The 26,322-nt window shown below is 31.9% G+C and carries 23 protein-coding genes and 1 tRNA gene; 17 read left to right on the plus strand and 7 right to left on the minus strand.

Going from position 1 to position 26,322, the window contains the following annotated elements:
- Positions 1 to 776: 776 nt before the first annotated feature.
- Positions 777 to 1,406 (plus strand): response regulator transcription factor, encoded by a 630-nt coding sequence (locus tag Q4487_RS03625; RefSeq protein WP_100895775.1) that lies wholly within the window; start codon positions 777 to 779, stop codon positions 1,404 to 1,406.
- A 149-nt stretch (positions 1,407 to 1,555) separates the two neighbouring features.
- Here Q4487_RS03625 and Q4487_RS03630 read toward each other — a convergent pair whose 3' ends face one another.
- Genes Q4487_RS03630 through Q4487_RS03640 form a run of 3 tightly spaced genes read right to left on the minus strand, consistent with a single transcriptional unit; the run spans position 1,556 to position 3,619 of the window.
- Positions 1,556 to 2,296: a hypothetical protein gene (locus Q4487_RS03630; RefSeq protein WP_303541670.1), complete on the minus strand. Its 741-nt coding sequence runs from the start codon at positions 2,294 to 2,296 to the stop codon at positions 1,556 to 1,558.
- 7 nt (positions 2,297 to 2,303) lie between these two features.
- On the minus strand, positions 2,304 to 3,023 hold the full coding sequence (locus Q4487_RS03635; RefSeq protein WP_303541667.1) for a DUF3307 domain-containing protein: 720 nt from the start codon (positions 3,021 to 3,023) through the stop codon (positions 2,304 to 2,306).
- Positions 3,017 to 3,619: a SatD family protein gene (locus Q4487_RS03640; protein WP_303541665.1), complete on the minus strand. Its 603-nt coding sequence runs from the start codon at positions 3,617 to 3,619 to the stop codon at positions 3,017 to 3,019. The genes Q4487_RS03635 and Q4487_RS03640 overlap by 7 nt, the downstream gene beginning before the upstream one ends.
- Before the next feature lie 259 nt (positions 3,620 to 3,878).
- On the opposite strand from Q4487_RS03640, the gene Q4487_RS03645 reads away from it, so the two are divergent.
- A complete protein-coding gene (locus tag Q4487_RS03645; protein ID WP_303541664.1) occupies positions 3,879 to 5,435 on the plus strand; it encodes an NAD(P)/FAD-dependent oxidoreductase in 1,557 nt (518 codons plus the stop codon).
- A gap of 119 nt (positions 5,436 to 5,554) precedes the next feature.
- Here the strand turns inward: Q4487_RS03645 and Q4487_RS03650 are convergent, their stop codons facing one another.
- Complete coding sequence (locus Q4487_RS03650) at positions 5,555 to 5,710, minus strand: hypothetical protein (RefSeq protein ID WP_198519433.1); 156 nt, start codon at positions 5,708 to 5,710, stop codon at positions 5,555 to 5,557.
- A 187-nt stretch (positions 5,711 to 5,897) separates the two neighbouring features.
- On the opposite strand from Q4487_RS03650, the gene Q4487_RS03655 reads away from it, so the two are divergent.
- The 12 genes from Q4487_RS03655 to Q4487_RS03710 all read left to right on the plus strand — a co-directional run bounded on the left by Q4487_RS03655 (position 5,898) and on the right by Q4487_RS03710 (position 17,305).
- Positions 5,898 to 6,329: a hypothetical protein gene (locus tag Q4487_RS03655; RefSeq protein WP_303541661.1), complete on the plus strand. Its 432-nt coding sequence runs from the start codon at positions 5,898 to 5,900 to the stop codon at positions 6,327 to 6,329.
- A gap of 164 nt (positions 6,330 to 6,493) precedes the next feature.
- Complete coding sequence (locus Q4487_RS03660) at positions 6,494 to 8,725, plus strand: TonB-dependent receptor plug domain-containing protein (RefSeq protein ID WP_303541660.1); 2,232 nt, start codon at positions 6,494 to 6,496, stop codon at positions 8,723 to 8,725.
- Positions 8,726 to 8,838: 113 nt separating this feature from the next.
- On the plus strand, positions 8,839 to 9,264 hold the full coding sequence (locus tag Q4487_RS03665) for a 3D domain-containing protein (protein ID WP_303541658.1): 426 nt from the start codon (positions 8,839 to 8,841) through the stop codon (positions 9,262 to 9,264).
- Between the two features lie 162 nt (positions 9,265 to 9,426).
- Positions 9,427 to 9,888: a peptide-methionine (R)-S-oxide reductase MsrB gene (gene msrB, locus Q4487_RS03670; protein WP_100895767.1), complete on the plus strand. Its 462-nt coding sequence runs from the start codon at positions 9,427 to 9,429 to the stop codon at positions 9,886 to 9,888.
- A complete protein-coding gene (gene msrA, locus Q4487_RS03675; RefSeq protein WP_100895766.1) occupies positions 9,885 to 10,436 on the plus strand; it encodes a peptide-methionine (S)-S-oxide reductase MsrA in 552 nt (183 codons plus the stop codon). The genes msrB and msrA overlap by 4 nt, the downstream gene beginning before the upstream one ends.
- Before the next feature lie 59 nt (positions 10,437 to 10,495).
- Positions 10,496 to 10,771: a GNAT family N-acetyltransferase gene (locus Q4487_RS03680; RefSeq protein ID WP_303541654.1), complete on the plus strand. Its 276-nt coding sequence runs from the start codon at positions 10,496 to 10,498 to the stop codon at positions 10,769 to 10,771.
- 3 nt (positions 10,772 to 10,774) lie between these two features.
- On the plus strand, positions 10,775 to 12,337 hold the full coding sequence (locus Q4487_RS03685; protein WP_303541652.1) for a YdiU family protein: 1,563 nt from the start codon (positions 10,775 to 10,777) through the stop codon (positions 12,335 to 12,337).
- 29 nt (positions 12,338 to 12,366) lie between these two features.
- A complete protein-coding gene (locus tag Q4487_RS03690; protein ID WP_303541650.1) occupies positions 12,367 to 13,101 on the plus strand; it encodes a flavodoxin family protein in 735 nt (244 codons plus the stop codon).
- Between the two features lie 107 nt (positions 13,102 to 13,208).
- Positions 13,209 to 13,490: a DUF427 domain-containing protein gene (locus tag Q4487_RS03695; protein WP_100895762.1), complete on the plus strand. Its 282-nt coding sequence runs from the start codon at positions 13,209 to 13,211 to the stop codon at positions 13,488 to 13,490.
- Between the two features lie 511 nt (positions 13,491 to 14,001).
- Positions 14,002 to 15,222 carry a bifunctional alpha/beta hydrolase/OsmC family protein gene (locus Q4487_RS03700; RefSeq protein ID WP_303541648.1) on the plus strand — a complete coding sequence of 407 codons (1,221 nt, stop codon included), beginning with the start codon at positions 14,002 to 14,004 and terminating at the stop codon, positions 15,220 to 15,222.
- Positions 15,215 to 16,363 carry an ergothioneine biosynthesis protein EgtB gene (gene egtB / locus Q4487_RS03705; RefSeq protein ID WP_303541646.1) on the plus strand — a complete coding sequence of 383 codons (1,149 nt, stop codon included), beginning with the start codon at positions 15,215 to 15,217 and terminating at the stop codon, positions 16,361 to 16,363. The genes Q4487_RS03700 and egtB overlap by 8 nt, the downstream gene beginning before the upstream one ends.
- A gap of 3 nt (positions 16,364 to 16,366) precedes the next feature.
- Positions 16,367 to 17,305, plus strand: coding sequence for an L-histidine N(alpha)-methyltransferase (locus Q4487_RS03710; protein ID WP_303541644.1), 939 nt, complete (start codon positions 16,367 to 16,369; stop codon positions 17,303 to 17,305).
- Positions 17,306 to 17,417: 112 nt separating this feature from the next.
- Here Q4487_RS03710 and Q4487_RS03715 read toward each other — a convergent pair whose 3' ends face one another.
- Positions 17,418 to 18,299 (minus strand): sterol desaturase family protein, encoded by an 882-nt coding sequence (locus Q4487_RS03715; protein WP_303541642.1) that lies wholly within the window; start codon positions 18,297 to 18,299, stop codon positions 17,418 to 17,420.
- Between the two features lie 150 nt (positions 18,300 to 18,449).
- Here Q4487_RS03715 and Q4487_RS03720 point away from each other — a divergent pair, with 150 nt between their 5' ends.
- Entirely contained in the window at positions 18,450 to 19,589 is a 1,140-nt protein-coding gene (locus Q4487_RS03720) for a sodium:calcium antiporter (protein ID WP_100895758.1), read from the plus strand.
- Between the two features lie 73 nt (positions 19,590 to 19,662).
- Here the strand turns inward: Q4487_RS03720 and Q4487_RS03725 are convergent, their stop codons facing one another.
- Positions 19,663 to 21,600, minus strand: a complete 1,938-nt coding sequence (locus Q4487_RS03725) for a hypothetical protein (protein ID WP_303541639.1) — start codon at positions 21,598 to 21,600, stop codon at positions 19,663 to 19,665.
- Positions 21,601 to 22,192: 592 nt separating this feature from the next.
- Here Q4487_RS03725 and Q4487_RS03730 point away from each other — a divergent pair.
- Complete coding sequence (locus Q4487_RS03730) at positions 22,193 to 23,755, plus strand: M28 family peptidase (protein ID WP_303541637.1); 1,563 nt, start codon at positions 22,193 to 22,195, stop codon at positions 23,753 to 23,755.
- 124 nt (positions 23,756 to 23,879) lie between these two features.
- Here Q4487_RS03730 and Q4487_RS03735 read toward each other — a convergent pair.
- A tRNA-His gene (locus tag Q4487_RS03735) sits at positions 23,880 to 23,955 on the minus strand.
- A gap of 275 nt (positions 23,956 to 24,230) precedes the next feature.
- Here Q4487_RS03735 and Q4487_RS03740 point away from each other — a divergent pair.
- Positions 24,231 to 26,297 (plus strand): ATP-binding protein, encoded by a 2,067-nt coding sequence (locus tag Q4487_RS03740; protein ID WP_100895755.1) that lies wholly within the window; start codon positions 24,231 to 24,233, stop codon positions 26,295 to 26,297.
- Positions 26,298 to 26,322 lie beyond the last annotated feature (25 nt).

The following is a 26,322-nucleotide window of genomic DNA, read 5'->3' on the forward strand; positions in this document are numbered from 1 at the left end:
TCTTATACTTGTCTTTTGGACTATTTTTTTTTACAAAAAAGTGTATTTCATCTAATAAACATACTTTAGAATTATTCTAAATAAGCTGTTAATTTTTTAACACTTTATCGATTAGCCCTTTCCTGATAAACGCTCAAAAGCACAAAAGTGACGTTGAAATGCAGTTTAAGTATTTTTAAATACGATTTTACTTACTTTTAAATTTTGCCAGATAACGCAAAAGTCATATCTTTAGTATAGAGATACAGATAAATAGTATAGAACCTATTTAATAAATAAAGCTTTTTCTATAAAAATGAACGTTAGGAAAAAGCTTAAATCAATTAAAATATAATATTTATCTACTCTAAAAATTAAATTTAGAAGCTTGTAAAAAGGTTTCTTTAACCCCCGAAAAACCCAAATTATATGACACTTTTTTACACTTTAAAAAGTAACCAAAAACAAGCCTACAAAAACTGCAATCAGCAGTCATTTTTACCCCTACAAAAAAATGATCACCTACGCTGTAAACGGTATTTTAATCTCAGTATTTAATTTTTTTTTGACTGTCTAGAAAACTATTATTTATATAGTATTGTAGCTAAAATTAAAAAAAAAGAGTAACCCCTACCCTTTTAATTTTAAGTATAATATTTATCTATTAAATAGTACTTAATTATTGTAAAAAATAGTTAAGAATGGATTTCTATGGCCTATTTTAAAATAAATACTACCCCAAATTTCACTTATAAACTTAACCTGCATGCTTTTAAGTATGCAAAAACCCCCAACTTATGCAAACTAAAAATTTAAATGTTATTGTAATAGATAACGATCCACTGTTTAAAAAAACGTACAAGCACTATTTTGAGTTATACTCAGACTATAACCTAATTGGTATATATGGTTCTGCAAAAGAAGCTTTAAGATCTTCTACAACTGTATCACCAGATATTATTATTACAGATATTCCTGAAGAAGAATTAGGTGGTATAGACGTACTTATTAAATTTAAAAAGAAAGCAATAAATGCTAAAATTATAATTGTTAGTGAACAAAATGATTTTACGCTAATTAAAAAAGCTTTTAAAAACGGAGCAAATGGTTACCTAACCAAACCACTTACAGAAATGAGGCTTTATGATGCCTTAAACTCTATTAAAGTTGATGGCGCTGCACTTAGTAATGATATTGCTAAGCAAGTAATATCTATGTTTCAGCGTAAATCTTTTAGTGAGTTTTCTAAAAGAGAAAACGAAATTATAGATTTATTGTTTGAAGGAGCTACGTACAAAACAATAGCAGAAAAATTATTTGTTACTGCAAGTGCAGTAAACTTTCATATTCAAAACATATACTTAAAACTTAATGTAAATTCTAAGTCTGAAGCATTGGACAGGCTAAGACAGTTAGATTGTGCTTAAAAGCACACAAGCAAAGCAAAAACATACAAAAACCTACTTATGCTATTTGCTTATGCTAAAATTTAAATAGTCTAGGCTATTTATGTAGATTGTCCATATTTTACCATAAGACCCTTGAAATTGTTGATTTTTTCAGGGGTTTTATACTTTTAATCAGTAAAAATAGTTTCTCCTTTTACTAACCAAGCTATTCCAAAACACTCTATAGCAACGGTCTCCATCCAAAAAGTAATGTGGTTTTGGTAATACACATCTTCTGGTATTACTTTTAATAAACCTAGCACTATTACAGTTAATGCAGACAACATTAATATTCCGCTTATTTTATAAATTGTATTGCGCTGCTTTTTCTCTTTAGTGCGTTCTGCCTTTGGTTTGTTAGATCTTGTAAAAATAAAGAGCGACATATAGTTAAGACTTAGCAAAAATATAGCTGCTGCTATGTAATGAAAACGTACACGCCAAACACTATCTTCTATATATGTTACACTATATGCTGCATCTGCATCACAACACGTAACCGCTATATTATCTGTAGGAAACAGTAGTAATAAAATTGCAAAAAGCCCTGCTATAAAAGAGACATAAAAATCTATAGGCTCTCTGCCTTTATATACCATTAAAAATATAGCCATAATACTTACAACTATAATAAAAATAGGGTTTGCACGTGTATAGTAATAATGACTAATAGATTCTAATGTGCTTGGATGCTCTGTTGTAAGCCATAAAAAACCAAATAATAGCACAGGTAATATAATGCCTAAAACACCTATTAATTTACGTAAAGTCTGAGTATTAGTTAGCCAAATATCATCATCCCTATCATAATTTAAATGTAACATTTTTTGCATTTTAGAAGGCGATGTTTTTTCGTTCTCTAACTTCATAACAATACTATTTAGGTAATTGTTCTATTATATAATTATATCCCAAAGCTATTAAAATAGCCAACCCAAAGCTTATTAAAGTTCCTATTAATATGTATTCTGTTAACTTACGATCATTTGCTTTAGATAAATCTCCAAACCTAAAAACAGATTTAGCTGTTAGTAAAAACCCTATTCCACTCCATTGCCCCAAAACAATAAACATAAAAATAAACAAGCGCTCTAACACACCTATGTAAGCACCTGCATTTTTTAGTGATTTTTTAGTATCGTCCTCTAATTTCCATTTAGAAATTATAACTTTCATTAAAATAGAAGACACATTTGTAAGCAAAAAAATAGCTATTAAAAATAAAATTACATTAGGAGTAGTTAAATAAGTAAGGTCTAAACTATAATCTGTATAAGTAGTAGCTACCAATACTAATATTACCAAGTGCAATGCTTGATCTAAAAAAAATAACACTCTTGCATTGGCATCATTCTGTAATATAAGTTTTGCTAAGTCTATTAAATAATGAGTAATTATAATTGTTCCTATTCCTAAAAAGTAGGTTAAGTTAAACTCAAAAATTACAAGTAAAGCAATTAAATGTACAAGTATGTGCAAATAAAGGTATACAGATTTTTGTTTCTTTTCTTGCTTGTCTTTTATCCAACTATTGGGTTGCAACACAAAATCGCCTAAAATATGAGCTAAAAGCAACTTTAAGGTAAATACTAACATAGTTTTTCTATTTGTGTGTTATAGTAATCTAATATTTTTAAAATCTCATCAAAGCCAGCTTTTTTTAAACTAGTACTTATGTTACTTTGTTTTTTATCTAGTTTTTCTGCCAACTCTTTTTGTGTTACAGTTGTATCCTCTAAGCTTTCTTTTATTAAAAGCGCGTAATTTGGCGTCCAATTATTAACAGTCAGCTCTAACACATCTAACACTAAATTTAAAACTACATTAAAATCTTTCCAAGGAGTTTTAATTGCTAAAGTTTGCTTTTTTAACTCTTCAAAACACTCGCCAGAATTTACATAAGCACTACCATTTGCTTCTGTAACCTTATCTGCAATATAGCTCTCTTCTCCTATCCCTATTGCCATTCTAACATCTAATGTTTTAAACTGCTTTAGTGCCGTTTTTAGTTTAAAAGCTACTTTTAACGCCAACTTTGGTGTTGTTTTTAATTGAAAACTGTCTCCTCTGTATATTTCCCAATCATTAGGGTCTGTACCTATTTTTTGTAATTCTGACTTAAGTACTGGCAACCAAACAGCTACATCCTCTGTCCTAGAATTAATAATATCACCTGTTATAACTGCTATCATTTTTTATTTTTCATCAAATATATGCTATTTAACATATAAACACAATTATATGCTATATAACATATAATTTAAAATATATGATTTTAGACATATAAATTGGTTTTCTCAAAAAAACTACGAATCTAAAAACAACTATTTTAACAATACTAAGTTTACAAAAATAGCAATTATTATAAATTGAAAACGGAATTACATCATCAACCTAAAATAATTCAAAAACAAAAAAAGAGAAATTCTTTTAAAATGGTACTTTTGCGGTATGGTAAGAAACATTCAGCTTAGAACAACATTAAAAGAAGAACCTATAAAAGGGATTCTAACTAAAAAAGCTGCAAAATATTTAGGCATTCCAACATCAGAAATTACGGCCGTAAAAGTAGATCGTAAGTCTATAGATGCACGTAAGCCTACCATTTACTTTAATTATAAAGTATCTGTTTACATAAAAGAACCTGCTCCAGAAAGCAGTAATTATACATTTGACTATAAAGATGTTTCTAACGCCAAAGAAGTTCATATTATTGGTTTTGGTCCTGCAGGTATGTATGCCGCACTACGTTGTATAGAGCTAGGTTACAAACCTATTGTTTTAGAGCGTGGTAAAAATGTACAAGACAGACGAAGAGATTTAAAAGCCATTAACCAAGAGCACATTGTAAATGAAGACTCTAACTATTGCTTTGGAGAAGGTGGTGCCGGCACATACTCTGACGGTAAACTATACACTCGTAGTCTTAAGCGTGGTGATGTACGTAGAATTTTTGAAAATCTAGTGTATCACGGAGCAACAGACCAAATTTTGGTAGATGCACACCCACATATAGGTACCAACAAACTACCTAAACTTGTACAAAATATTAGAGAAAACATTATAAAATATGGTGGCGAAGTACATTTTGATACTAAAGTGGTAGATTTTGATATACAAAACAATACTTTAAAAGCCATTATCTTAGAAAATGGTGATGAAATGCCTGTAAATAGTGTAATTCTTGCTACAGGGCACTCAGCCAGAGATATTTACTATTTACTACATAAAAAAGAAATTGCACTACAAGCAAAATCTTTTGCAATGGGTGTACGTGTAGAACACCCACAACACATAATAGACAGCATACAATACCATTGCAGCGGACAAAGAGATGAGTTATTGCCTGCTGCTGCATATAGCCTTGTAGAACAGGTAAAAGGCAGAGGTGTATACTCTTTTTGTATGTGCCCTGGCGGATTTATAGTACCTGCAGCAACAGCTCCGGGAGAGGTTGTGGTAAATGGTATGTCGCCATCTAAACGAAATAATTTATATGCAAACTCTGGTATTGTTGTAGAAATTAATGTTGATGAAGATATTCCCAAATACAATAAATTTGGTGTTTTAAAAGGGCTAGAATATCAAAAAGATTTAGAAAAACTTGCTTTTACCGCTGGTGGAAGAAGCCAGGTTGCACCTGCACAGCGATTAACAGATTTTGTAGAAGGAAAATTATCTACAACACTAAATGAAACATCATACCAACCAGGATTAAAGTCTGCTCCTATGCACTCTCTATTTCCAAAACTAATTGGCAGTCGCTTAAGAGGCGGATTTAAAGCATTTGGAGATAAAATGAACGGCTATTACACCTCTGAAGCTAATATAATTGGTGTAGAATCTAGAACCTCATCTCCTGTTAATATTCCAAGAACAGAAAAATTAGAACACCCAGAGATAAAGGGCTTGTTCCCTTGCGGAGAAGGTGGTGGTTATGCAGGTGGTATAATTTCTGCAGCTATGGATGGCGAAAGATGTGCAGAAGCTGCTGTTGCAAAAATATAATTTATTTATAGTGTCTAAAACTAGCCTTTAGCAATAAGCTTTAGGCTATTATAATATTACATTGTTTTTAAATAAACAATGCCACAACATAAGACTTAATGCGTTTTACTCAGTATTCCCTAACTTTCTTTCTCTTGTTGTGCTTTTTTAATAATAGCTTTAAGGCGTTCTTTACGCAGTGCCTCTTCTTTTTTCTTTTTATTAATTTTTCTGGCCATTAGCTTTGTGTGCTTTGCCTTATTTAATGTATTTTTTTCTCTTCCTTTTTTTGCCATAACTAGCTAAATTTTAAACACTTTTACATATACCAAAAATAAAAACTTATATTTTTTTTACTTTTTTTAAAACCCTACCTCAAATTATCTCGTTAGTATGGCAAGAGTGCATAAGTTTTTATAGCTTTGGTAGCTGCAAAAATAACACTTAAATACAGAACAATAACATAGTGTTTTAAAGCAAAAAATGGCAAATATTAAGCAACTTTTAGTACAAATTATAGCAATAAGCATTAGCTTGTTGTACGTGCTACATCCGTTGCAACACCAAATTAAAGATGGTTTACACGCTATTTCTCACGCAATAGAAGCACAAAATACAGTTACAACACACTCGCACAGCCATACCTCAACAAAAGCACATAGTCACTCTCACGCCATACATCATGAGCATCAAATTATAACCTTTTTTAATGACCTGTTTGGCGCACCAGAAAACGACTCTAATGATAGTCTTGTACAAGAAATTAAAATAGACAAGCATATTGCAGACACATATGCATACAACATTAAAAATAACACTACACTAACCATTAACTATATATACACTAGTACAAATAAAACTGCAAAAGGCTATATAGCAATTGTAGAAAAACCTCCTAAAAGCGCACTAGCTTAATACTGCTTATATAAAGCAGAAAAACAATTATTTATATAAGAAACGCCAGCTACTATAGGTTTTAACAAACCTATGGCTATACTATGCGTTTGCAATTCTGGTATCTAAGTGTAAAACTGTGTTATAGTTCTATACAGGATACCGCTTACAACAAACTACAATAAATGAAATATATTATAACAATACTACTGCTCTTGGCAACCATTGGCAGTATACAAGCACACGAACTAAAAGGTACTGTAATGTCTAACAACAATACACCTATACAGGGTGTTAGTGTGTACAACCAAACAACTGGTAATTACACCTACTCTAACACCTCTGGTTTTTTTAAGTTAAATGATGTCTCTTTAAACGATGTTGTTTTCTTTTACAACCTTGGGTATGCTACAAAACAAATTACAATTACTGAAGAACATTTAAACACAACTATAAAAGTAAACTTAACAGAAAGCGCTGTCTCTTTAGATCAAGTGGTTTTAGTATCTAAAGTAAACTCCCTTAGTACGTTTTTAAATGTAGATGTTAAAACCAACCCAGTAAAGTCTTCACAAGAAATTTTACGTAAAGTTCCTGGGCTAATTATTGGTCAGCACGCTGGTGGCGGTAAAGCAGAACAAATATTTTTACGTGGTTTTGATATTGATCATGGTACAGATGTTGCCATAAGCGTAGATGGTTTACCTGTAAATATGGTGTCTCATGCACACGGACAAGGATATGCAGATATGCACTTTATTATACCAGAAACGGTAGATAATATAGATTTTGGCAAAGGTCCTTACTATGCCAACGTAGGTAATTTTAACACTGCTGGGTTTGTAAACCTAAAAACTAAAAAGAAGTTAGACAAAAACTTACTTTCTGTAGAAGCCGGACAATTTAATAGCTTACGTGCTGTAAGTATGCTTAAGTTATTAGATGAAGAACAAAGTAATATGTATTTAGCATCTGAGCTTGTACTTACAGATGGTGTTTTTGATTCTCCTCAGAATTTTAATAGAATAAACTTAATGGGGCGCTATAACTTTAATAATTACAAAGATCAAGAGTTTACTATTACGGCTAGTCATTTTCAAAGTAAATGGGATGCTTCTGGTCAAATACCACAACGTGCAGTAGACCAAGGTTTAATTGGCAGGTTTGGTGCAATAGACGATACTGAAGGTGGTAAAACTAGTAGATCTAACCTATGGTTTAATCATACCAAACAATTTAACGAGCACGAATCTCTTACCTCTAAGGCGTTTGTATCTAAGTACGATTTTGAGCTGTTTTCTAATTTTACTTTCTTTTTAGATGATCCTGTTAACGGAGATCAAATAAAACAAAAAGAGTCTCGTAGTATTTTTGGAGCCGAATCTGTTTATGCTCATCATTTTCATTTTGATAAAGACAATTCGCAATTAAAGTTAGAAGCTGGTGCTGGCTTTAGGTATGATGATGTTAATGATGTAGAACTATCACACACAGCAAACAGACAAACCACTTTAGAAACGTACGCTTTAGGTGATATTGATGAAGTAAATATGTATAGCTTTTTAAACGCTACCTACAAGAAAAATAAGTGGACAATTAATCCTGGCCTACGTTTAGATTATTTTAAAAACGATTATATAGACAAGCTACAAACAGCTTATACTAGTTTAAGTGAAGACAAGGTTTTTGTTAGTCCTAAGTTAAATTTTATTTATGCTGCTTCTCCTAGCGTACAGTTATTTTTAAAATCTGGTATTGGTTTTCATTCTAACGACACGCGTGTGGTTACAGCTAACAATGGTAAAGAAATATTACCTGCTGCTTACGGTAATGATTTGGGTGTAATTCTTAAACCATCATCAAAACTAGTTATTAACGCTGCTCTATGGAGCTTATTCCTAGAACAAGAGTTTGTATATGTTGGTGATGCTGGTGTTGTAGAACCTAGTGGTAAAACACAACGTTATGGTGTAGACTTAGGTTTTAGATATAATATAACTCCTAACCTGTATTTTTATAGTGACGCTAATTATGCCTACGCCAGAAGCACAGAAGAAGCAGATGGTGAAGATTACATACCATTAGCACCTTCATTAACTGCTGCTGGTGGTTTAACTTTTAAAAATGTTGGTAAGTTTTCTGGCGGACTAAATTACAGGTATGTAAAAGACAGACCTGCCAATGAAGACAACTCTATTGTTGCAGATGGTTACTTTTTATCAGATTTTAACCTAAGCTACAATACTAAAAACTGGAGCTACGGAATTATTATAGAGAACTTGTTTGACACAGAGTGGAATGAGAGTCAGTTTGCCACAGAAACAAGATTGTTTAATGAGGATAGCCCTGTAGATGAAATTCACTTTACACCTGGTACTCCTTTCTTTTTAAAAGCCAAAGTTTCCGTAACTTTTTAAAAACGGTATTTTTATTACACTTAGTAAACCCACAGCTTTTGTTGTGGGTTTACTTTTTTATCAACCTAAAGTAGTTATACCTCTTTTATAAAATTTATAGTATATTTAGTTTAATGATTAAGAAACTTGCTTTTATTTTATGCTGCATAATAGTCTCTTCTTGTTCCAAAACAAATTTAAATAAGAAAGAGTATCCGTATGTTTGGAAAACTCTAAGTGTTAAAGCCACAGCATATAATTCTTTAGCTTACCAAACATCTTTGCAACCAACTATTGCTGCTTGGGGAGACAGTCTTTCTCCTGGCGATAAATACATAGCCGTTTCTAAAGATTTACTGCAATTGGGATTAAAAAGAGATACCAAAGTTAAATTAGAAGGTTTTAGTGGTATATTTTTAGTTAAAGATAAAATGCACTCTAAATGGCGCAACCGCATAGACATTTATATGGGCGTAGATGTAGAAAAAGCGATAGAATACGGAGTTAAAAAAATTAATATACAGTACAAAACTCTTAAAGATAGCTTAAATACGCCTTAAGTCTATTTAGTTCTTCTTATCTTTAAAACTATTGCTGTTTTACGTGTTGTAACATAATTTCTTCTTTATTTTAATTTGATAGGAATTTGCTTTTAGTACGACAAAACACACAAGTAATATAACAGTATCATAACAATTGTAAAGTAGAAAGGAAATTGGTTTATGCTAACTTGGAAAAATGTAATTCATTTTGCTGTAAAAGGCAATTTAGAGCCAGATTTTAAAGTTGAAAAGTCGGAAAGTGAGTGGAAACAGTTGTTAACACCAGAACAATACAGAATTACACGTAAAAAAGGAACCGAACCAGCACACACAGGTGCTTTATGTAGTTCTTTTGTAAACGGTAACTATAATTGTGTTTGTTGCAATACGCCATTGTTTAACTCAGACATTAAGTTTAAGTCTAACTCTGGTTGGCCTAGTTTTACACAACCCATTAAAGAAAATGCTATTAAATATGTAAAAGATAGTAGTTTTGGAATGATACGAGTAGAAGTTTTATGCAATACATGCAATGCTCACTTAGGTCATATTTTTCCAGACGGACCAGAACCTAGTGGTTTACGCTACTGCATAAACTCAGAAGCTTTACAATTACAAAATAGAAAGGAAATACAAGAATGAAGAATAGAAAATTAGAAACGTTAACTGTTGGTGGAGGATGCTTTTGGTGTACAGAAGCAGTTTTTAATGAAGTTAAAGGTGTAGAAAAGGTAGTTTCTGGATATACAGGTGGTATTGCGCCTGGTAGACCAACATACAGAGAAATATGCTCTGGCTTAACTGGGCACGCAGAGGTGGTACAGGTTACCTACAATGCCGCAGAAATATCATACCAAGATTTACTGGTTATATTTATGACCACCCACAACCCTACTACATTAAACAGACAAGGTGCAGATGCTGGCACACAGTACAGATCTGTAATTTATTACCATAGCCAAATGCAAAAAGAGGTTGCTGAGGTTGTTTTAGCAGAAATGGCTCCGTATTACGCAGACCCTATTGTAACAGAACTTAGTCCCATAGGTGTTTTTTATGATGCCGAAGAAGACCACCAAAGTTTTTATAAAAACAATAAAACAATGGGCTATTGTACGGTAGTTATAGATCCTAAATTAGCTAAACTACGACAAATGCACGCAGATAAATTAAAAAGCGTAACAGCTTAATACAACATACAATACCTGTAATTCTTTATGACTTGCAGGTATTTTAAATTTTAAAAAGAATGAAAATTATACACAATAAAGAAAATCAAAAATTTACTATGGATGTAGAAGGTGCCACTGCATTTGTAGATTACAAACTTAAAGATGGCAAAATGTATTTGGTCTATTCTGAAGTACCTCCTAGTTTAAGAGGAAAAGGCGTTGGTAAAGTATTAGTAGAACAAACTTTTGAGCTACTTACTGCACAAGGGTACAAAGCTGTAGCTGTTTGTGGCTATGTAAAAGCTATTGCCAAAAGAAGTGATAAGTGGAATACTATAATTGATCAAGCTTAAGTAATGAAATTTAACTTAAAAAATAGATTTACATCACAATTACCCGCAGATCCTATTTTAGAAAACTCTAGAAGACAGGTTTCTAATGCGTGTTTCTCTTATGTTACTCCTAAACAAACAGCTAATCCACAGTTAATACACGTGTCTGATGATATGTTGCAAACTCTTGGGCTAACTAAAAAAGATAGTGCTAGTAAAGAGTTTTTAAACGTGTTTACAGGTAATAGCGTTATGGCAGACACTAAACCGTATGCTATGTGTTATGGCGGACACCAATTTGGCAATTGGGCCGGACAATTAGGAGATGGTAGAGCTATTAACCTTGCTGAGGTAGAACACAATAATAAAATATGGGCTTTACAGCTTAAAGGAGCAGGAGAAACTCCGTATTCTAGAACAGCAGATGGTCTAGCTGTATTGCGATCATCTGTACGAGAGTATTTGTGTAGCGAAGCTATGTACCATTTAGGTGTGCCAACTACAAGAGCCCTCTCTTTAGCGCTTACAGGAGATAGTGTATTAAGAGATATGTTGTACAATGGTAATGCTGCTTATGAAAAAGGAGCTATTGTTACCAGAGTTGCGCCAAGTTTTTTACGCTTTGGAAATTTTCAATTATTGGCAGCAAGAGAAGATATTTCTACACTAACTACCTTAGTAGACTACACTATTAAAAATCATTTTTCGCATTTAGGCAACCCATCTAAAGAAACATACATTGCATTTTTTAAAGAAGTTGCAGAACGTACGTTAGATATGATTGTGCATTGGCAACGTGTAGGTTTTGTGCACGGTGTTATGAACACAGATAATATGTCTATCTTAGGTTTAACTATAGATTATGGTCCTTATGGCTGGTTAGACGATTATAATCCGGACTGGACACCAAATACTACAGACGCCGAAAATAGGCGTTACCGTTACAACAATCAACCTAATGTTGGGTTATGGAATCTTTTTCAATTGGCAAATGCTTTGTTTCCGTTGGTTAATGAGGCCGCTCCCCTAGAAGCCATTTTAGACAATTACAAACTTGGTTATGATAAAGCTTCTTTAAAAATGATGCGTTCTAAAATTGGTTTGTATTCTGAATTTGATTCCGACTTTAAACTAATTGAAGAGTTAGAAGCTAATTTGCAGCGTTTAGAGACCGATATGACCATCTTTTATAGAAACTTAACTGCATTTAACACAGAAGCTCCTAAAGACGCTCTAAAACAGCTTAAAGAAGCTTTGTATACTCCTACTGCACTTACAGATGACATCAAAGCACATTGGATTAATTGGTTTACAGCATATGCGAGCAGGTTAAAGTTAGAAAAAACTATAGATTCTGAACGTAAAGTAAAGATGAATTTAACCAACCCTAAGTACGTATTACGCAACTATATGGCTCAATTAGCAATTGACGCAGCTGATAACGGAAATTATAGTGTGTTAGATGAGTTATATCAGCTATTAAAAAATCCGTACAAAGAACAACCAGAACATCAAAAGTGGTTTGCCAAAAGACCAGATTGGGCAAAAAACAAAGTAGGTTGTTCTATGCTATCCTGTAGCTCTTAATATCTGGTCAAAACTAAAAAACAGATCCTATGCAAAAAACAGATTTTAGTAATTTAAAGGCAATGTACATTAACTGTACGCTAAAAAAATCACCATCAGAAAGTCATACTTCTAAACTTATGGAGGTTTCTAAGCAAATCATGCGCAAAGAGAATGTAACTGTAGATCAATTACGACTTGTAGATCACGATGTTGCTAGTGGTGTTTATCCAGATATGACAGAACATGGCTGGGAAAAAGATGAATGGCCAGAACTATTTAAAAAAATTATAGACGCAGATATCCTTATAATGGGGACTCCAATTTGGTTAGGTGAAAAGTCTTCTATTGCTCAAAAACTTATTGAAAGACTATATGCTATGAGTGGTATGACAAATGAAAAGGGACAGTATTTGTTTTACGGAAAAGTTGGTGGCACAATCATAACAGGCAACGAAGATGGTGTTAAGCACTGCGCAATGGGTATTTTATACTCTTTACAGCACATTGGATATTCTATACCACCACAAGCAGATGCTGGTTGGATTGGTGAGGTTGGCCCAGGACCTAGCTACGGAGACACCGAGTGGAAAGGAGAAAAACTAGACACCCCTGTTGGCTTGCAGTCTGACTTTACCAACAGAAATACCACTTTTATGACCTACAACCTTATGCATTTAGCAAAAATGCTGAAAGAACAAGGTGGTTACCCAAGTTATGGTAATTCTCGTGAAGGCTGGGATAATGGCAAAAAGTGGAGCTTTGAAAACCCCGAATACCGCTAACAAAACAGCTAATTAACTGCTAAGCAACACCATAGTTGCACTGTAATTTTAAACCCTTTTTTCCGACAAAATAACCAATAATAACAAATAAATTAAAAACCACATTTATGAAAGCAATTTGGAACAACACTGTTATCGCAGAGAGTAACGATACTATAGTAATAGAAAACAATCATTATTTTCCTAAAGAGAGCATTAAGCAAGAGTTTTTTACAGCATCAACTACACATACTACATGTCCTTGGAAAGGAAAAGCCCATTACTATAGCCTTTCTGTAGATGGTAAGGAAAATAAAGATGCTGCTTGGCATTACCCAGAGGTGTCAAAAATGGCAAAACCAATAGAAGGTTATGTTGCTTTTTGGAAAGGTGTAGAAGTTGTAGAATAGTTTTTTTAGTTTAGAATGATAGAAAAACAACTTTATATAACTGCATTAGATGGCAGATGCCATTTGTGCACAAAAGCTGTTTATAAATTGTTCATTGGGGTGCAGAGTGTCCAACAAAGTTTTATTTCTTCAATAGGATAAAATACAAATTTACCTCAAGTATTCATTATTAAACTTTATATTCAAATTAAAACATTTAAAGTACTGGATAACAAATTTTTAAAAATCATACAAAACATTAAAAAATATGTGTTTTATAAAAAATACCGATCGGAATTATATGTGTTTTCCATCACTAAATTAAAACCACTGTAAACGATTTACAACCTGAATTTGAAAATGAAATTATCACAAAAGTTTACACATTTTTAACCTTTTAACCATCAAAAAAAAGTTTAAAAATTACTATCAAAAAAAACTAATAAACCCTTTTACAAAACACACATTACACATAAAGTACAACTGTTACTAAACAAGTTTTCTAAGCACGTTAACACATCAAAACTAACTTATGAAGAGCACTAGATTACATATAAAAAATAAAAATGGATTACAGCTACAAGGATATTTAGAGCTGCCTGCAAACCAAAAACCAAACTATTTTGCCATTTTTGCTCATTGTTTTACTTGTAGTAGCACATTAACAGCAGTAAAAAACATTAGTAAATCTTTAACTAGTCACGGTTTTGGTGTTCTTAGGTTTGATTTCACTGGGCTTGGACGTAGTGAAGGAGAATTTGCAGACAGTCATTTTTCTGCCAACGTAGAAGACCTTATTGCCGTAAATAATTACTTAAAAGAACATTATGATGCTCCCTCCCTACTGGTTGGACACTCACTTGGTGGGGCAGCCGTTATTGTAGCAGCATCAAAACTAGATAATATTAAGGCAGTTGCTACCATTGGCGCACCTTCTACAGCTAGCCACGTAACACATTTATTTACTCACGATGTTGGTAGTATACCAGAAAAAGGTGCTGTTGAAGTTAATATTGGGGGCAGGCCATTTAAAATAAATAAAGAATTTGCTGAAGATTTTAGCAAAACCGATTTACCTAAAATCACGAAAGAGCTGCGTAAACCTATTTTAATACTGCACTCACCTATAGATACCATAGTTGGTGTAGACAACGCTCAGGAGCTTTATTTAACCGCACACCACCCTAAAAGCTTTGTAAGTTTAGACCAAGCAGACCACCTACTTACCAACCCAAAAGATAGTGTTTATGCTGGTAATGTAATTGGTACTTGGGTACAGCGTTATTTTGAGCCTAAAGAGAATAAGATGCTCTCTACAGATGGTGAACAATTGGTTGGACACCTTAACTTACTAGAAGACAATTTTACCACAACAATACAAACCAAAAAACATACTTTAATTGCAGATGAACCAGAAGATATAGGTGATGATTTTGGTCCGTCTCCTTACGATTTTCTAAGTGCAGGTTTAGCTGCTTGCACCGTAATGACTTTAAAAATGTATGCGCAGCGCAAAAAATGGGATTTACAAGAAGTTTTTGTTTATATTACGTATGCAAAAAAACACAGTGCAGATTTAATGCTAGATGTTGATAAACCAACTAAATATGACCATCTTTCTAAAAAATTAAAGTTTATAGGCAACCTAGATGAAGTACAAAAACAAAGACTTAAAGAGATAGCCTCTAAATGCCCTGTTCACAGAACATTACAAAGTGATATTATTATAGATACAACCATAGTAAATGACTAATATAAAAGACGCATACCTAAATACTCGTAACAAATTTACAGACATATGTAAAGGCCTAAAAACTGAAGATTACTCTGTTCAACCAACAGAATTTGTGTCGCCACCTAAATGGCATTTAGCACATACCACTTGGTTTTTTGAGCAGTTTGTTTTAAAAGAATTTAGCCCAGAATATACCGTTTATAATGACGATTTTGCATATCTTTTTAATAGCTACTATAACAATGCTGGCGAACGTGTTTTACGTCCTAATAGAGGATTAATGACTAGGCCAACTGTAGACGAAGTTTATACTTATAGAGACTATGTAGATAACAAAATGAGCGCCTTTTTAGATGCTAACCCACCAAAAGAAGCCATAGAGATTATAGAACTAGGTATAAACCACGAGCAGCAACACCAAGAGTTGTTTTATTATGATATTAAATACATTTTTGGTAATCAGCCCACCTTCCCTACTCTTAAAAACAATATTATACTAAATGATATTACACAAAAACAAGAGTTTATTAACATAAAAGAAGGCGTATACCAAATAGGACACAACACTTCTGGTTTTAGTTTTGACAATGAATTAGGTGTTCACAAAACTTATATTCATAATTTTAAAATTAGCAACAACTTAACTACTAATGCAGAGTATATTGCATTTATAGAAGCTGGTAGCTACACCAATTTTAACCTTTGGCACGCAGAAGGCTGGGATTTTATTACCAAAAACAACATTACTGCTCCTTTATACTGGCACAAAGTTAAAGGTGTTTGGCACTACTATACTCTGGACGGTTTTAAACCCGTAGAACTAAATAAACCGGTTACACACATTAGTATGTACGAAGCTTATGCCTATGCAGAATGGAAACAAATGCGCTTACCTACGGAATTTGAGTGGGAAGTTGCTGCAGAACACCTAAACTACGGTCAGCTTTGGGAATGGACCAATAGTGCCTATTTGCCTTACCCTAACTTTTCTAAAGCTCCAGGTGCTTTAGGTGAGTATAATGGTAAGTTTATGATTAACCAACACGTGCTTAGAGGAGCCTCTATAGCAACACAAGAGAACCACAGTAGAAAAACATACAGAAACTTTTTTCAGCCAGATATGCGTTGGTTATTTTCTGGAATAAGACTTGCACAATAAATTATGGATTATACTTTTGATAAAGATATATTAGACGGCCTAAGCACGCCAAAAAAACACCTTTCTTCTAAATACTTTTACGATGATGCAGGTAGCAGAATTTTTCAGGAAATTATGCATATGCAATCATACTATTTAACAGATAGTGAATTTGAGATTTTATCGCTTCAAGCAAAACAAATTGTTGATGCGCTAGAGTTTAACGTACCGTTTAACATTATAGAGTTTGGTGCTGGCGACGGGTTTAAAACTTTTAAACTATTAGAATATTTAGAGAAAAACAACATTGCTTTTCACTACATACCAATAGATATCAGCAAAGAAGCAATAGATATGCTTACCCAAAAACTAAAAGAACGCTTACCAAGTGTATCTATTAAACCTAAAATTGGCGACTATTTTAAAATGCTTAAAGAGCTTAAACAAGACACTACACCAAGTTTACTGCTATTTTTAGGAAGTAACATTGGTAATTATGCCTATGATGAAGCTACAGAGCTACTACAGCTTTTTAATAAGAATATGAAGCCTAAGGATAAGTTACTAATTGGCATAGATCTAAAAAAGAACCCTATTACCATACACAATGCGTATTTTGACAAAGACGGAATTACAAAACGTTTTAACCTTAACCTATTACTGCGTATTAACAGAGAGTTAGAGGCCGATTTTAAAATTGATGATTTTGATTTTTATTGCCATTACAACCCAACAAACGGAGAAGTAAAAAGTTATATTGTAAGCCTTAAAAAACAACAGGTTTACCTTAAAAAGTTAGATAAAGTGATTAATTTTAATCAGAACGAGCTTATTTGGACAGAGTTATCTAAAAAATACGACCTTAATGAGATTGAAGATTTAGCCACAAAAACAGGTTACACTCTTGCTACAAACTTTTTAGATTGTAAACATTATTTTACAGACAGCCTTTGGGTTAAGTAATTTAAAGAGTAACTAAGACACACACAAAACCTTTTTTACATACCACAGTTTATGTGAAAAAGGTTTTTTATAGACAATTACAATTTAATTAAACTATAAAAATCAATAAACACTACTCTACATTTTTATCTTTTGTAAAACCGTATAAATTCTGCTTTACAAACCCTTCAGGAAAATGCTCATCACCCTTAAAACCTAAACGTATTGTACCACTATCTTCTGGTATGTAGTTTGTTTTAAAAATATAATCCCAAAGACTTAAACTAATTCCAAAATTAACACCATAAGAACCTTCTGGTATTGTGTACGCATGATGATATAGGTGCATTACCGGATTATTAAATATATATTTTAATGGTCCCCACGTAATTTTTATGTTAGAATGATTAAAATGCCCTATGGTTATTGCAAAAAAGTGAACTATATATGCTTGTTCTGGCTCAAAACCACCTAAAATTAAAACACCAAAGGTTTTTAATGGCTTATACAATACGTTTTCCATCCAATGGTAACGTAAATGAGCAGCAAAACCCATTTCTTTAACACTATGGTGCACTTTATGAAAGTTCCACAATACAGGAAATTTATGCAACAATACGTGTGTAAACCACTGCACAAAGTCTAAAACTATAAAGAAAATTAATAATTGCCAAGCCATATGCAACTTAGACACATCTACAATAGCTAAGCTTTTAATTGTAATACCACTAGAGTTAAACAATAACTCTAACACTTTGTAAAAACCACTAATAACTATAGAAAAAACAAAGAAATTAAAAAACATATAGAAAAAATCTAACCAAAAATCTTTTCTAAATATAGACTGATTTTTACGCCAAGGAAATACAATTTCTAAACTCCAAACAACTAAGGAAATAAGTAATAATCCCCAAAAATAGTTGGTGTACCAAGGCACATCAAAAATTATAGACTTCCAGGTCCAACTTAAAGAACCTGAAAAAGCACTAATAAAAGCATCTAAATATTTTGTCATACTATAATTAAGAGTCGTAAATATCTATATTTTCTAACAAATAGAACGTAACAAATGTTACATATTAATTGCATTTGATGCCACCCAATAATATTTTTAAACATTTTCTATTTTATTTATTTAAATTTACCCAAAACCAACAAACTATTTATGGCAATTTTAACTTCACTAGGACTCATATTAATAACCTGTATTATAATTTGGAGAGCCTGTGATGGCTTTGAAATGGCATCTAATTACCTAGGCAGAAACATGAAAGAAGGTATAAAAGGCGCCACTATAAACGCTATAGGCAGCAGCTTACCAGAATTATTTACTACACTGTTTTTTTTGTTTGTATTAAAAGATAAAGACGGGTTTTCTGGTGGTATTGGCACAACAGCTGGTAGCGCTGTTTTTAATGCAATGATTATACCTGCGGTTGTAATTTTAGTTGTAATAGGAAAAAAGATAACTTCCAAAATAGAAGTTTCTAAAAAAGTAATATACAGAGATGGTATAGCATTAATTTTAGCAGAGTTAGCTTTAATATTTGTAATTAGCGGTACATCTTTAAATTGGATCCACGGTTTAATTTTAATGGCACTTTACTTTGTTTACGTTGGCTATATGCTACTTAGTCAAGGACCAGGTGAAGTAGAAAACGACTACGAAGAAGAGGCTGATGGCGGCAACAGAGCCGTTGCCTTATTTAAAGGTGATTTAGCTACTGTTGTTCTTGGAGATTCTAAAATAAACCAAGTAAAAGCTATTGGATTACTAATTGTTTCCGTTTTATTTATAGGATTAGCTTGTTTTTGGCTGGTAGAAGCTTGCCAGGAATTTGGTGCTGCAACTGGTATGCCTATTTACTTTGTTTCTGTTGTTTTAGCATCTGCTGCTACAAGTGTACCAGACACTATTATATCTTACAAAGATGCAATGAAAGGTAATTATGATGACGCTGTTGCTAATGCTTTAGGTAGTAACATATTTGATGTTTGCTTTGCTTTGGGTTTTCCTTTATTCTTGTTTACATTAATATACGGACCTATAGAAATGAGTGCAGACACTATTGAAAACATAGGGCAATTGCGAGTGCTACTTTTAATACTAACCGTAATTGTATTTTTTATATTTATACTTTCTAAAAAAGGCATAAAAGGAATACACGCAAAGTTACTATTACTACTTTATGTGTTATTTGTAATATATTCTGTTGGCAAAGGTTTAAGCTATGACATTCCTTTAATTAATGAAGTTTCTAATGGTCTATCTCATATATCACACTGGTTTACGAGTATTATTTAAGATAATGTATCATATAAAAAAAGGAGTTTATTTTGTAAAATAAACTCCTTTTTAATGTTTTAAAGTCACTATTTTACAGCTCGTCTTCAGATAATACAATTAAAAAATCATCTTCTAATAATTCTATTTCTGTGTCTTTAGATAAGTTTAAAGTAATACCAAAATTATTTTCTAAGCTTTTGCTTAAATTACCTTTTCTAATTCCTAGACAAATTTCATCTCTCTGTTGTGCACAAAAAATAGCATCTGCAAAAGTTATTTTCTGCGGAAAAGTATCAAAATAAAGTGTTGCTGGTTTTACATAAATTTCACTTCCATCTTCAGAGAAAATATCATCGTAAAAAGTCTTCATTAAAGCCTCTTCACTTAATTGCGCTAATATCATTGTAATTAGCTTATTACTAATTATAAAATCATCTACATTTGTTTGTGTAATTATTTCTTGATTTTCAGAATTTAAAACCTGAGTAATTATATGTAGTCCGTCTGCGCTTTGTACTAGTTTACGTAGTAACAGTAAAATAATTAGGGTATCAGAATCTATTTTATCTGCAGATTGCTCTTCCATACTCTGAGACAATATTACAACAGTATCATAACCCTCTGGATTAATTTCTTCAAGCTTATGTAGATCTAAAGGATTAGAATTATGCAAATTGATATTAAAATCTGGATATAAACCTTTAATTTCTGTAACTATCTGCGTTAATTCATCCGTAGGTTCATCAAACAAAATATCAAAATCTGAACCTTCTAATAAGTAATCCGTAGCCTCCTCTATAAAAACTTCGGCCACTTTATGCCAACCTAAGATTAAAATTCGTTTTTTCTTCTGCTCTAAACAAACATCAATAATTTTTTTATCTCTATTAGGAAAAAAGTATTGCTTCCCCTCAAAAGATATTGTAGAATCATCTTCTGCTAAAATTACAACAGAATCTCCATTGTTTAGTACTTTATCTACTGGAGGCCTAAGCACCAAACCTTCTTCCTCTGAGTAAATACCCAACGGAATACCGTCTTTTAAATAATAACTTAATTCTCCAAAAGACACCTTATTCCAATCATCTTCATAAAAGTATATTTCACAGCCATCAAAAGATAAAATCTCTTTATAAACAGAATCCAAGCCACTTGTTAAAGATGTCTGTATCAGAAGCTTACCCATAATATTCCAGCTATCAATAGCAATAATATTATCATCTTCAAAAAAGCTTATAATATCTCTTTTTTCTTTGGTAAAAATCTCTGCAATAATTGGCAACTCGTTTTTACCATTTTGACAGGCTGTAATTGCCAAGATAGATTTAACAGATTGTACATCACTAGCTTTCTTTTTACTTAAAGTTGCACTTTCAGAACAACCAGCAAGTATTATAATAGACCTAGCCGAGTGTAAATTAATACGTTTTAGTTCGTTAATATTGGCATAATCTCCTTGAGTTGTAATTACCTCTGTCGTCATCATATCTGGCAAACGCTTAGTAATTAAGTTATCCATTTCTTCTTTATCTGTGTTAGATAAAATAACAACAGACGCTTTAGACTCGCTCTCATTAGCTAAAATCAATTCTCTTATAACATCTACTACACGCTCATTCCATCCTAAAATAATAGTGTGGTTACTTTCTATAACCTTACCCCTACCTTTTCTAAAATCATACAACATTGTATCTAAGGCAGTTGTAATAAAACCAATAAGCATAGACAGCAAAATAACACCAGTTAAGCCAGATAAAACCGTTAAAACCTTTAAAAAAGTTGGTGCATCATTATCCTGATTCATATTACCAGGATCTGTCATTTCTAAAAAAGTAACCCAAATATCTCTAAAAATGTTTCCTGTATAATCTAGACTAGGAAAAAGATTTATAAGTAATAATCGCAGTCCTACCAGAAATACAAATACAACGATAAATATAATTAAAAGACTCTTAAAGATTGATGAGCCTCCTTTGCTTAAAAAGCGTTCTGCCTTGTAGTTTAAGCGTTCAGAAAAAGAATTCTTCATAAAGAAAGGTTGGTTAGAGGTTTTGTTATGGGTTGTTTTTATTTTTTATTCTAACATTAATAATATCAATTATTTTACACCTGCTGTAAACCCCAACATAATCTCTTCCATTTTAAAACAACTACAATATGTATTATTGCTTAGTAAAATTTTAATCAAATAATTAGTCATGCACCTAAAAGCAGTGGCAATAATCTAACTTTTATTAAAGGTATAAATACTTACTATTTAATATGTTAAATAACACAAAATACATTAAAATATTGCAACAGAAGTAATTTTATTAACTAAAGGTTAATACAAAAGCTGAAATATTAATAAAAAAACAAGAAGTTATCTAACAAAGACTTAAATAACCATTAAAACCACTGTAAAGCCTTTAAAAAAAGACTGTAACAGAATAAACAAAACACATTATTGCTATAAATTTAATTATAAAACTAACAATAACATACGTAAAAACAACCTACACTTGCAAAAACACAACAAAAGAGCATTGTTATTAAAATGTTAACAAACAACCTAAAGCATAACTTATAATTGCCCATTTTTTAGTACTTTTCAAAATACAAGAACAATTAAAAATCCAAATATGAAAAAACTAGCATTTATGGCCTTAGCTTTGGCTGTAAGCTGTAATTCGACTCAGAAAACTACAGGCGAAAAGAAAACGGAAAATGCTGTGGAAGCTAATCCAGAAACTTATGGTAACACTATTACCGAAGCTGAATTAAAAACACACTTATACACTTATGCTTCTGATGAATTTGAAGGCCGTGAGACAGGAAAACCTGGACAAAAAAAGGCAATAGAATACATTAAAAAAGAATATATAGGTTTAGGTATTAAACCAGCTAAAGCAGATGGTAACTACTTTCAAGATGTTCCTTTAGAGATATCTAAACTACCTACAGGTTCTCTTAGCATAAACGGAACGGAATACAAATTAGGAGAGGATTATGTTGCTACTACTGCTGCTTCTGGAGACTACACTAATGTTGTATATGTAGGTTTTGGTATAGAAGAAGAAAACTACTCTGACTATAAAAACTTAGACGTTACAGATAAAATTATTGTAGCCAAAGTAGGAGAACCTAAAAATGATGATGGTACTTATGTATTGTCTGGTTCTAAAGAAAAATCTTCTTGGAACAACCCTTCTGAAGCATTAGCAAAAAGAGTTGAAACTGCAAAAGAAAAAGGTGCAGTAGGTATTATTTTTTACGACGAAAACAACTACCCAAGATACCAGCAATATTTTGCTCAAATGAAAAAAAGCGGTAGAGAAAGAATTTCTCCTAAACCTGCAACACCTAATAAGTTTGCAACAATTTTAGTTAATTCTAAATTAGCAAACGCCATTGTTAAAAACATTGCTACAGATAACACACCTAAAGTTGTTAACACTACTTTAAATGTAGATTTAAAAAGCGGCAATAAAGATGTAAAGTCTGAAAATGTAGTTGCTTACATTAAAGGTTCTGAGAAACCAGATGAATACCTTGTTATATCTTCTCACTTAGACCACATTGGTGTATCTGCAGACGGACAAGTTAATAATGGTGCTGATGATGATGGTTCTGGTACTGTTGCATTACTAGAAATTGCTGAAGCTTTTAGAAAGGCTGAATTAGATGGTAACGGACCAAAACGTTCTGTTGTATTTTTACACGTTACTGGTGAAGAAAAAGGTCTATTAGGTTCTCAGCACTATACAGATGTAGATCCAATTTTTCCTTTAGAAAATACTGTTGCTGATTTAAATATTGATATGGTTGGTAGAATTGACCCTAAGCGTGAAGGAGACAGAAACTATATTTACCTTATTGGATCTGATAAATTAAGTACAGAATTGCACAACTTATCTGAAGAAGTAAATAAAAAATACACCAATGTTGTTTTAGATTATACTTATAATGATGAAAATGATCCTAACCGTTTTTACTACAGAAGTGATCACTACAACTTTGCTAAAAACAACATCCCTATTATTTTCTATTTTAACGGTACTCATGATGATTATCATCAACCATCTGATACTCCAGATAAGATTAACTACGATCTATTAGAGAACAGAACTAGATTAGTTTTTTACACAGCATGGGAAATTGCTAACAGAGCAAACAAACTAGTTGTAGATAAACCTACAGAATAGATTAAAAACCTAGCTTTTTAAAACAAGTAAACCCTTTACTAAATAATTAGTAAAGGGTTTTTTATTTATTATTCATCTATTAAAATCAAAAAAGCCTTATCAAAATTGATAAGGCTTTGCTTTTGGGTGGAAGACCGGGTTCGAACCGGCGACCCTCGGTACCACAAACCGATACTCTAACCAGCTGAGCTACATCCACCATTTGTAAGCGGATGCAAAGATAATTTTTTTTATTTTATCTATCAAAATATTTTGCATCATATTTTAATATATTTAAAAAATAGATTGTAACGTACTAATTATCAATATTTATCGTAGTTTAGCCCCTGTTTATTATTTTTCGGCAGTCGTTAACAAGTACAAAAAAGCAGTTCAAACACACAAAATATGTTATTTCACAACATTAATTAGCCAATGCATATGCTTACTATTAAATTCACGTTTTAGTTACAAATACAGAATAGCAATAAAATTAATGGTTATAAAATCACAATATAAAGTGTATTGTTTAAATATAAGAAGGCCGTATTATCTACTGTCTTTACTTTGTACACTATTATTCTGCTGTATTACAAAAGCAAATGGTGTCAATACTCCTACTATTAGTAGTGACTTGGTTAAAAAAGACACAATTTATGTAAATGCCTTAATAAACAAAGCAGAGAGACTTCGTTTTTATAATTCTGACAGTTTACTAATTTTAGCTAATGAGTCTTTAAAACTTAGCGAAGAATTAGAGTACAGTTATGGTATAAGCAATGCTCTTTTACAAACAGCCAATTACTATTCTGATGCCGGTAATAGTGAAAAAGCAAATACATTATATATAAAAGCTCTAGAAGAAAGCAAAAAGACAACAGACAGTAATTTACAATTGTCTATAATGAATAATTTTGCAAAGTCTTATTATTATTTTGGCAACTACGCCAATTCTTTGGCAATATATTTAGAGGGAGTAGAATTAGCAGAAAAAAGCAATAACAACAGAATGCTTTCTGTAATGAACGAAAATATTGCCAACCTCTACTCTGCTCAAAAAGATTACAAACAAGCATTATTGTTCTTAGAAAAATCTATAAAACTAAACCTTATTATTAAGGATGATTTTTACTCTGCAAAAACGCTATGTAATTATGCTTATTTACAAAGTGAAATAGGCAACATTAATAATGCTATGTTTAACATTAATAAGAGTATTAGCATTTTTGAAGAATACAATAATATTAGATGGATAGCAAAGGCCTATAGAGTAAAGGGAGACATTTACTTAAAACAAAAAAAATACACATGGGCTATACGTTGGTATGACCAAAGCTTTCATTTATATGACCAAATAAAAAACAACAGAGACAAGCTAAATTTACTTAGCGGTTTAGCGTATGCACATTTTGGCAACAAAAATACAGATACAGCAGAATTATACGCACTTACAGCTTACAATAACGCAAAAGAACTTAACTCTATTAAAAACATAGAAAGCGCTTCTGACATCTTATATAAAATAAATAAAAACAAAAAAGACTTTGAAAAATCATTGTTTTTTCATGAACTATATAAAAAAGTAACAGATTCTTTATCCAGAAAAGAGAACAAGCGTAGTTTATTAATGCTTCAAACAAAAATTGAGAGAGATAAACTAAAAGAAACTAAAGAAGTTGTAGATAAACTGGAGAATGCAAGAATTAGGAGTGCTATTTACATAGGCATCTCTATTTTAATAATATGGGGTATTATAACCTATATGATGTCTAAAAGTAGAAAAGCTCATAAAAAGCTTAATACAGAGTTGCAATTAAAGCAAGTTGTTTTAGAAAACAGAGAAGAAGAACTGCAAGAGATTAATGAAACAAAAGATAAATTATTCTCTATTATTGCACATGATTTAAGAGGCCCAATAGGTGCATTATTAGATGTTTTAAAAATGATGAAGTCTGGCGATTTGGCCATAACAGAGTTTAGAGACTTTGTTCCTAAACTTATAAAAGATGTAGATCATATATCTTTTACATTAAACAACTTACTATCATGGGGACAAACACAGATGAATGGTGCAACTACCAACACTACATTAGCAGAATTAAATACTTTAGCAGAGAACAACATAAATTTATTAGGCGAAACTGCTAAAAAGAAATCTATTACGTTAGTAAATGAAATTCCAGAGAATACTATGATATTTTCTGATCCAAACCAAATAGATATTGTTATTAGAAACATAATTAGCAATGCACTTAAGTTTACTCCTAAAGGAGGAAAAATAACAATAGACGCACAAGAAAAATATCAATTTATTGAAGTTACCATAAAAGATACTGGCATAGGGATGAGTGAGGAAGACTTAAGTAAAGTATTTACCCCAAACCAAAGTCACACTACCTTTGGCACTGATAATGAAAAAGGAACAGGCTTGGGCATCTCTTTAAGTAAAGAAATGGTAGAAAATAATGGAGGTAATTTATGGGCAAAAAGTAAATTAGGAAAAGGAACTATATTTTATTTTACTGTTCCAAAGGGAGAAGACAATTATCAATACACACTATAATTAATACTAAAATTTTTAAATTCAT

The organism is Cellulophaga sp. 3_MG-2023, from assembly GCF_030546975.1.
Classification (GTDB): Bacteria; Bacteroidota; Bacteroidia; order Flavobacteriales; family Flavobacteriaceae; genus Cellulophaga.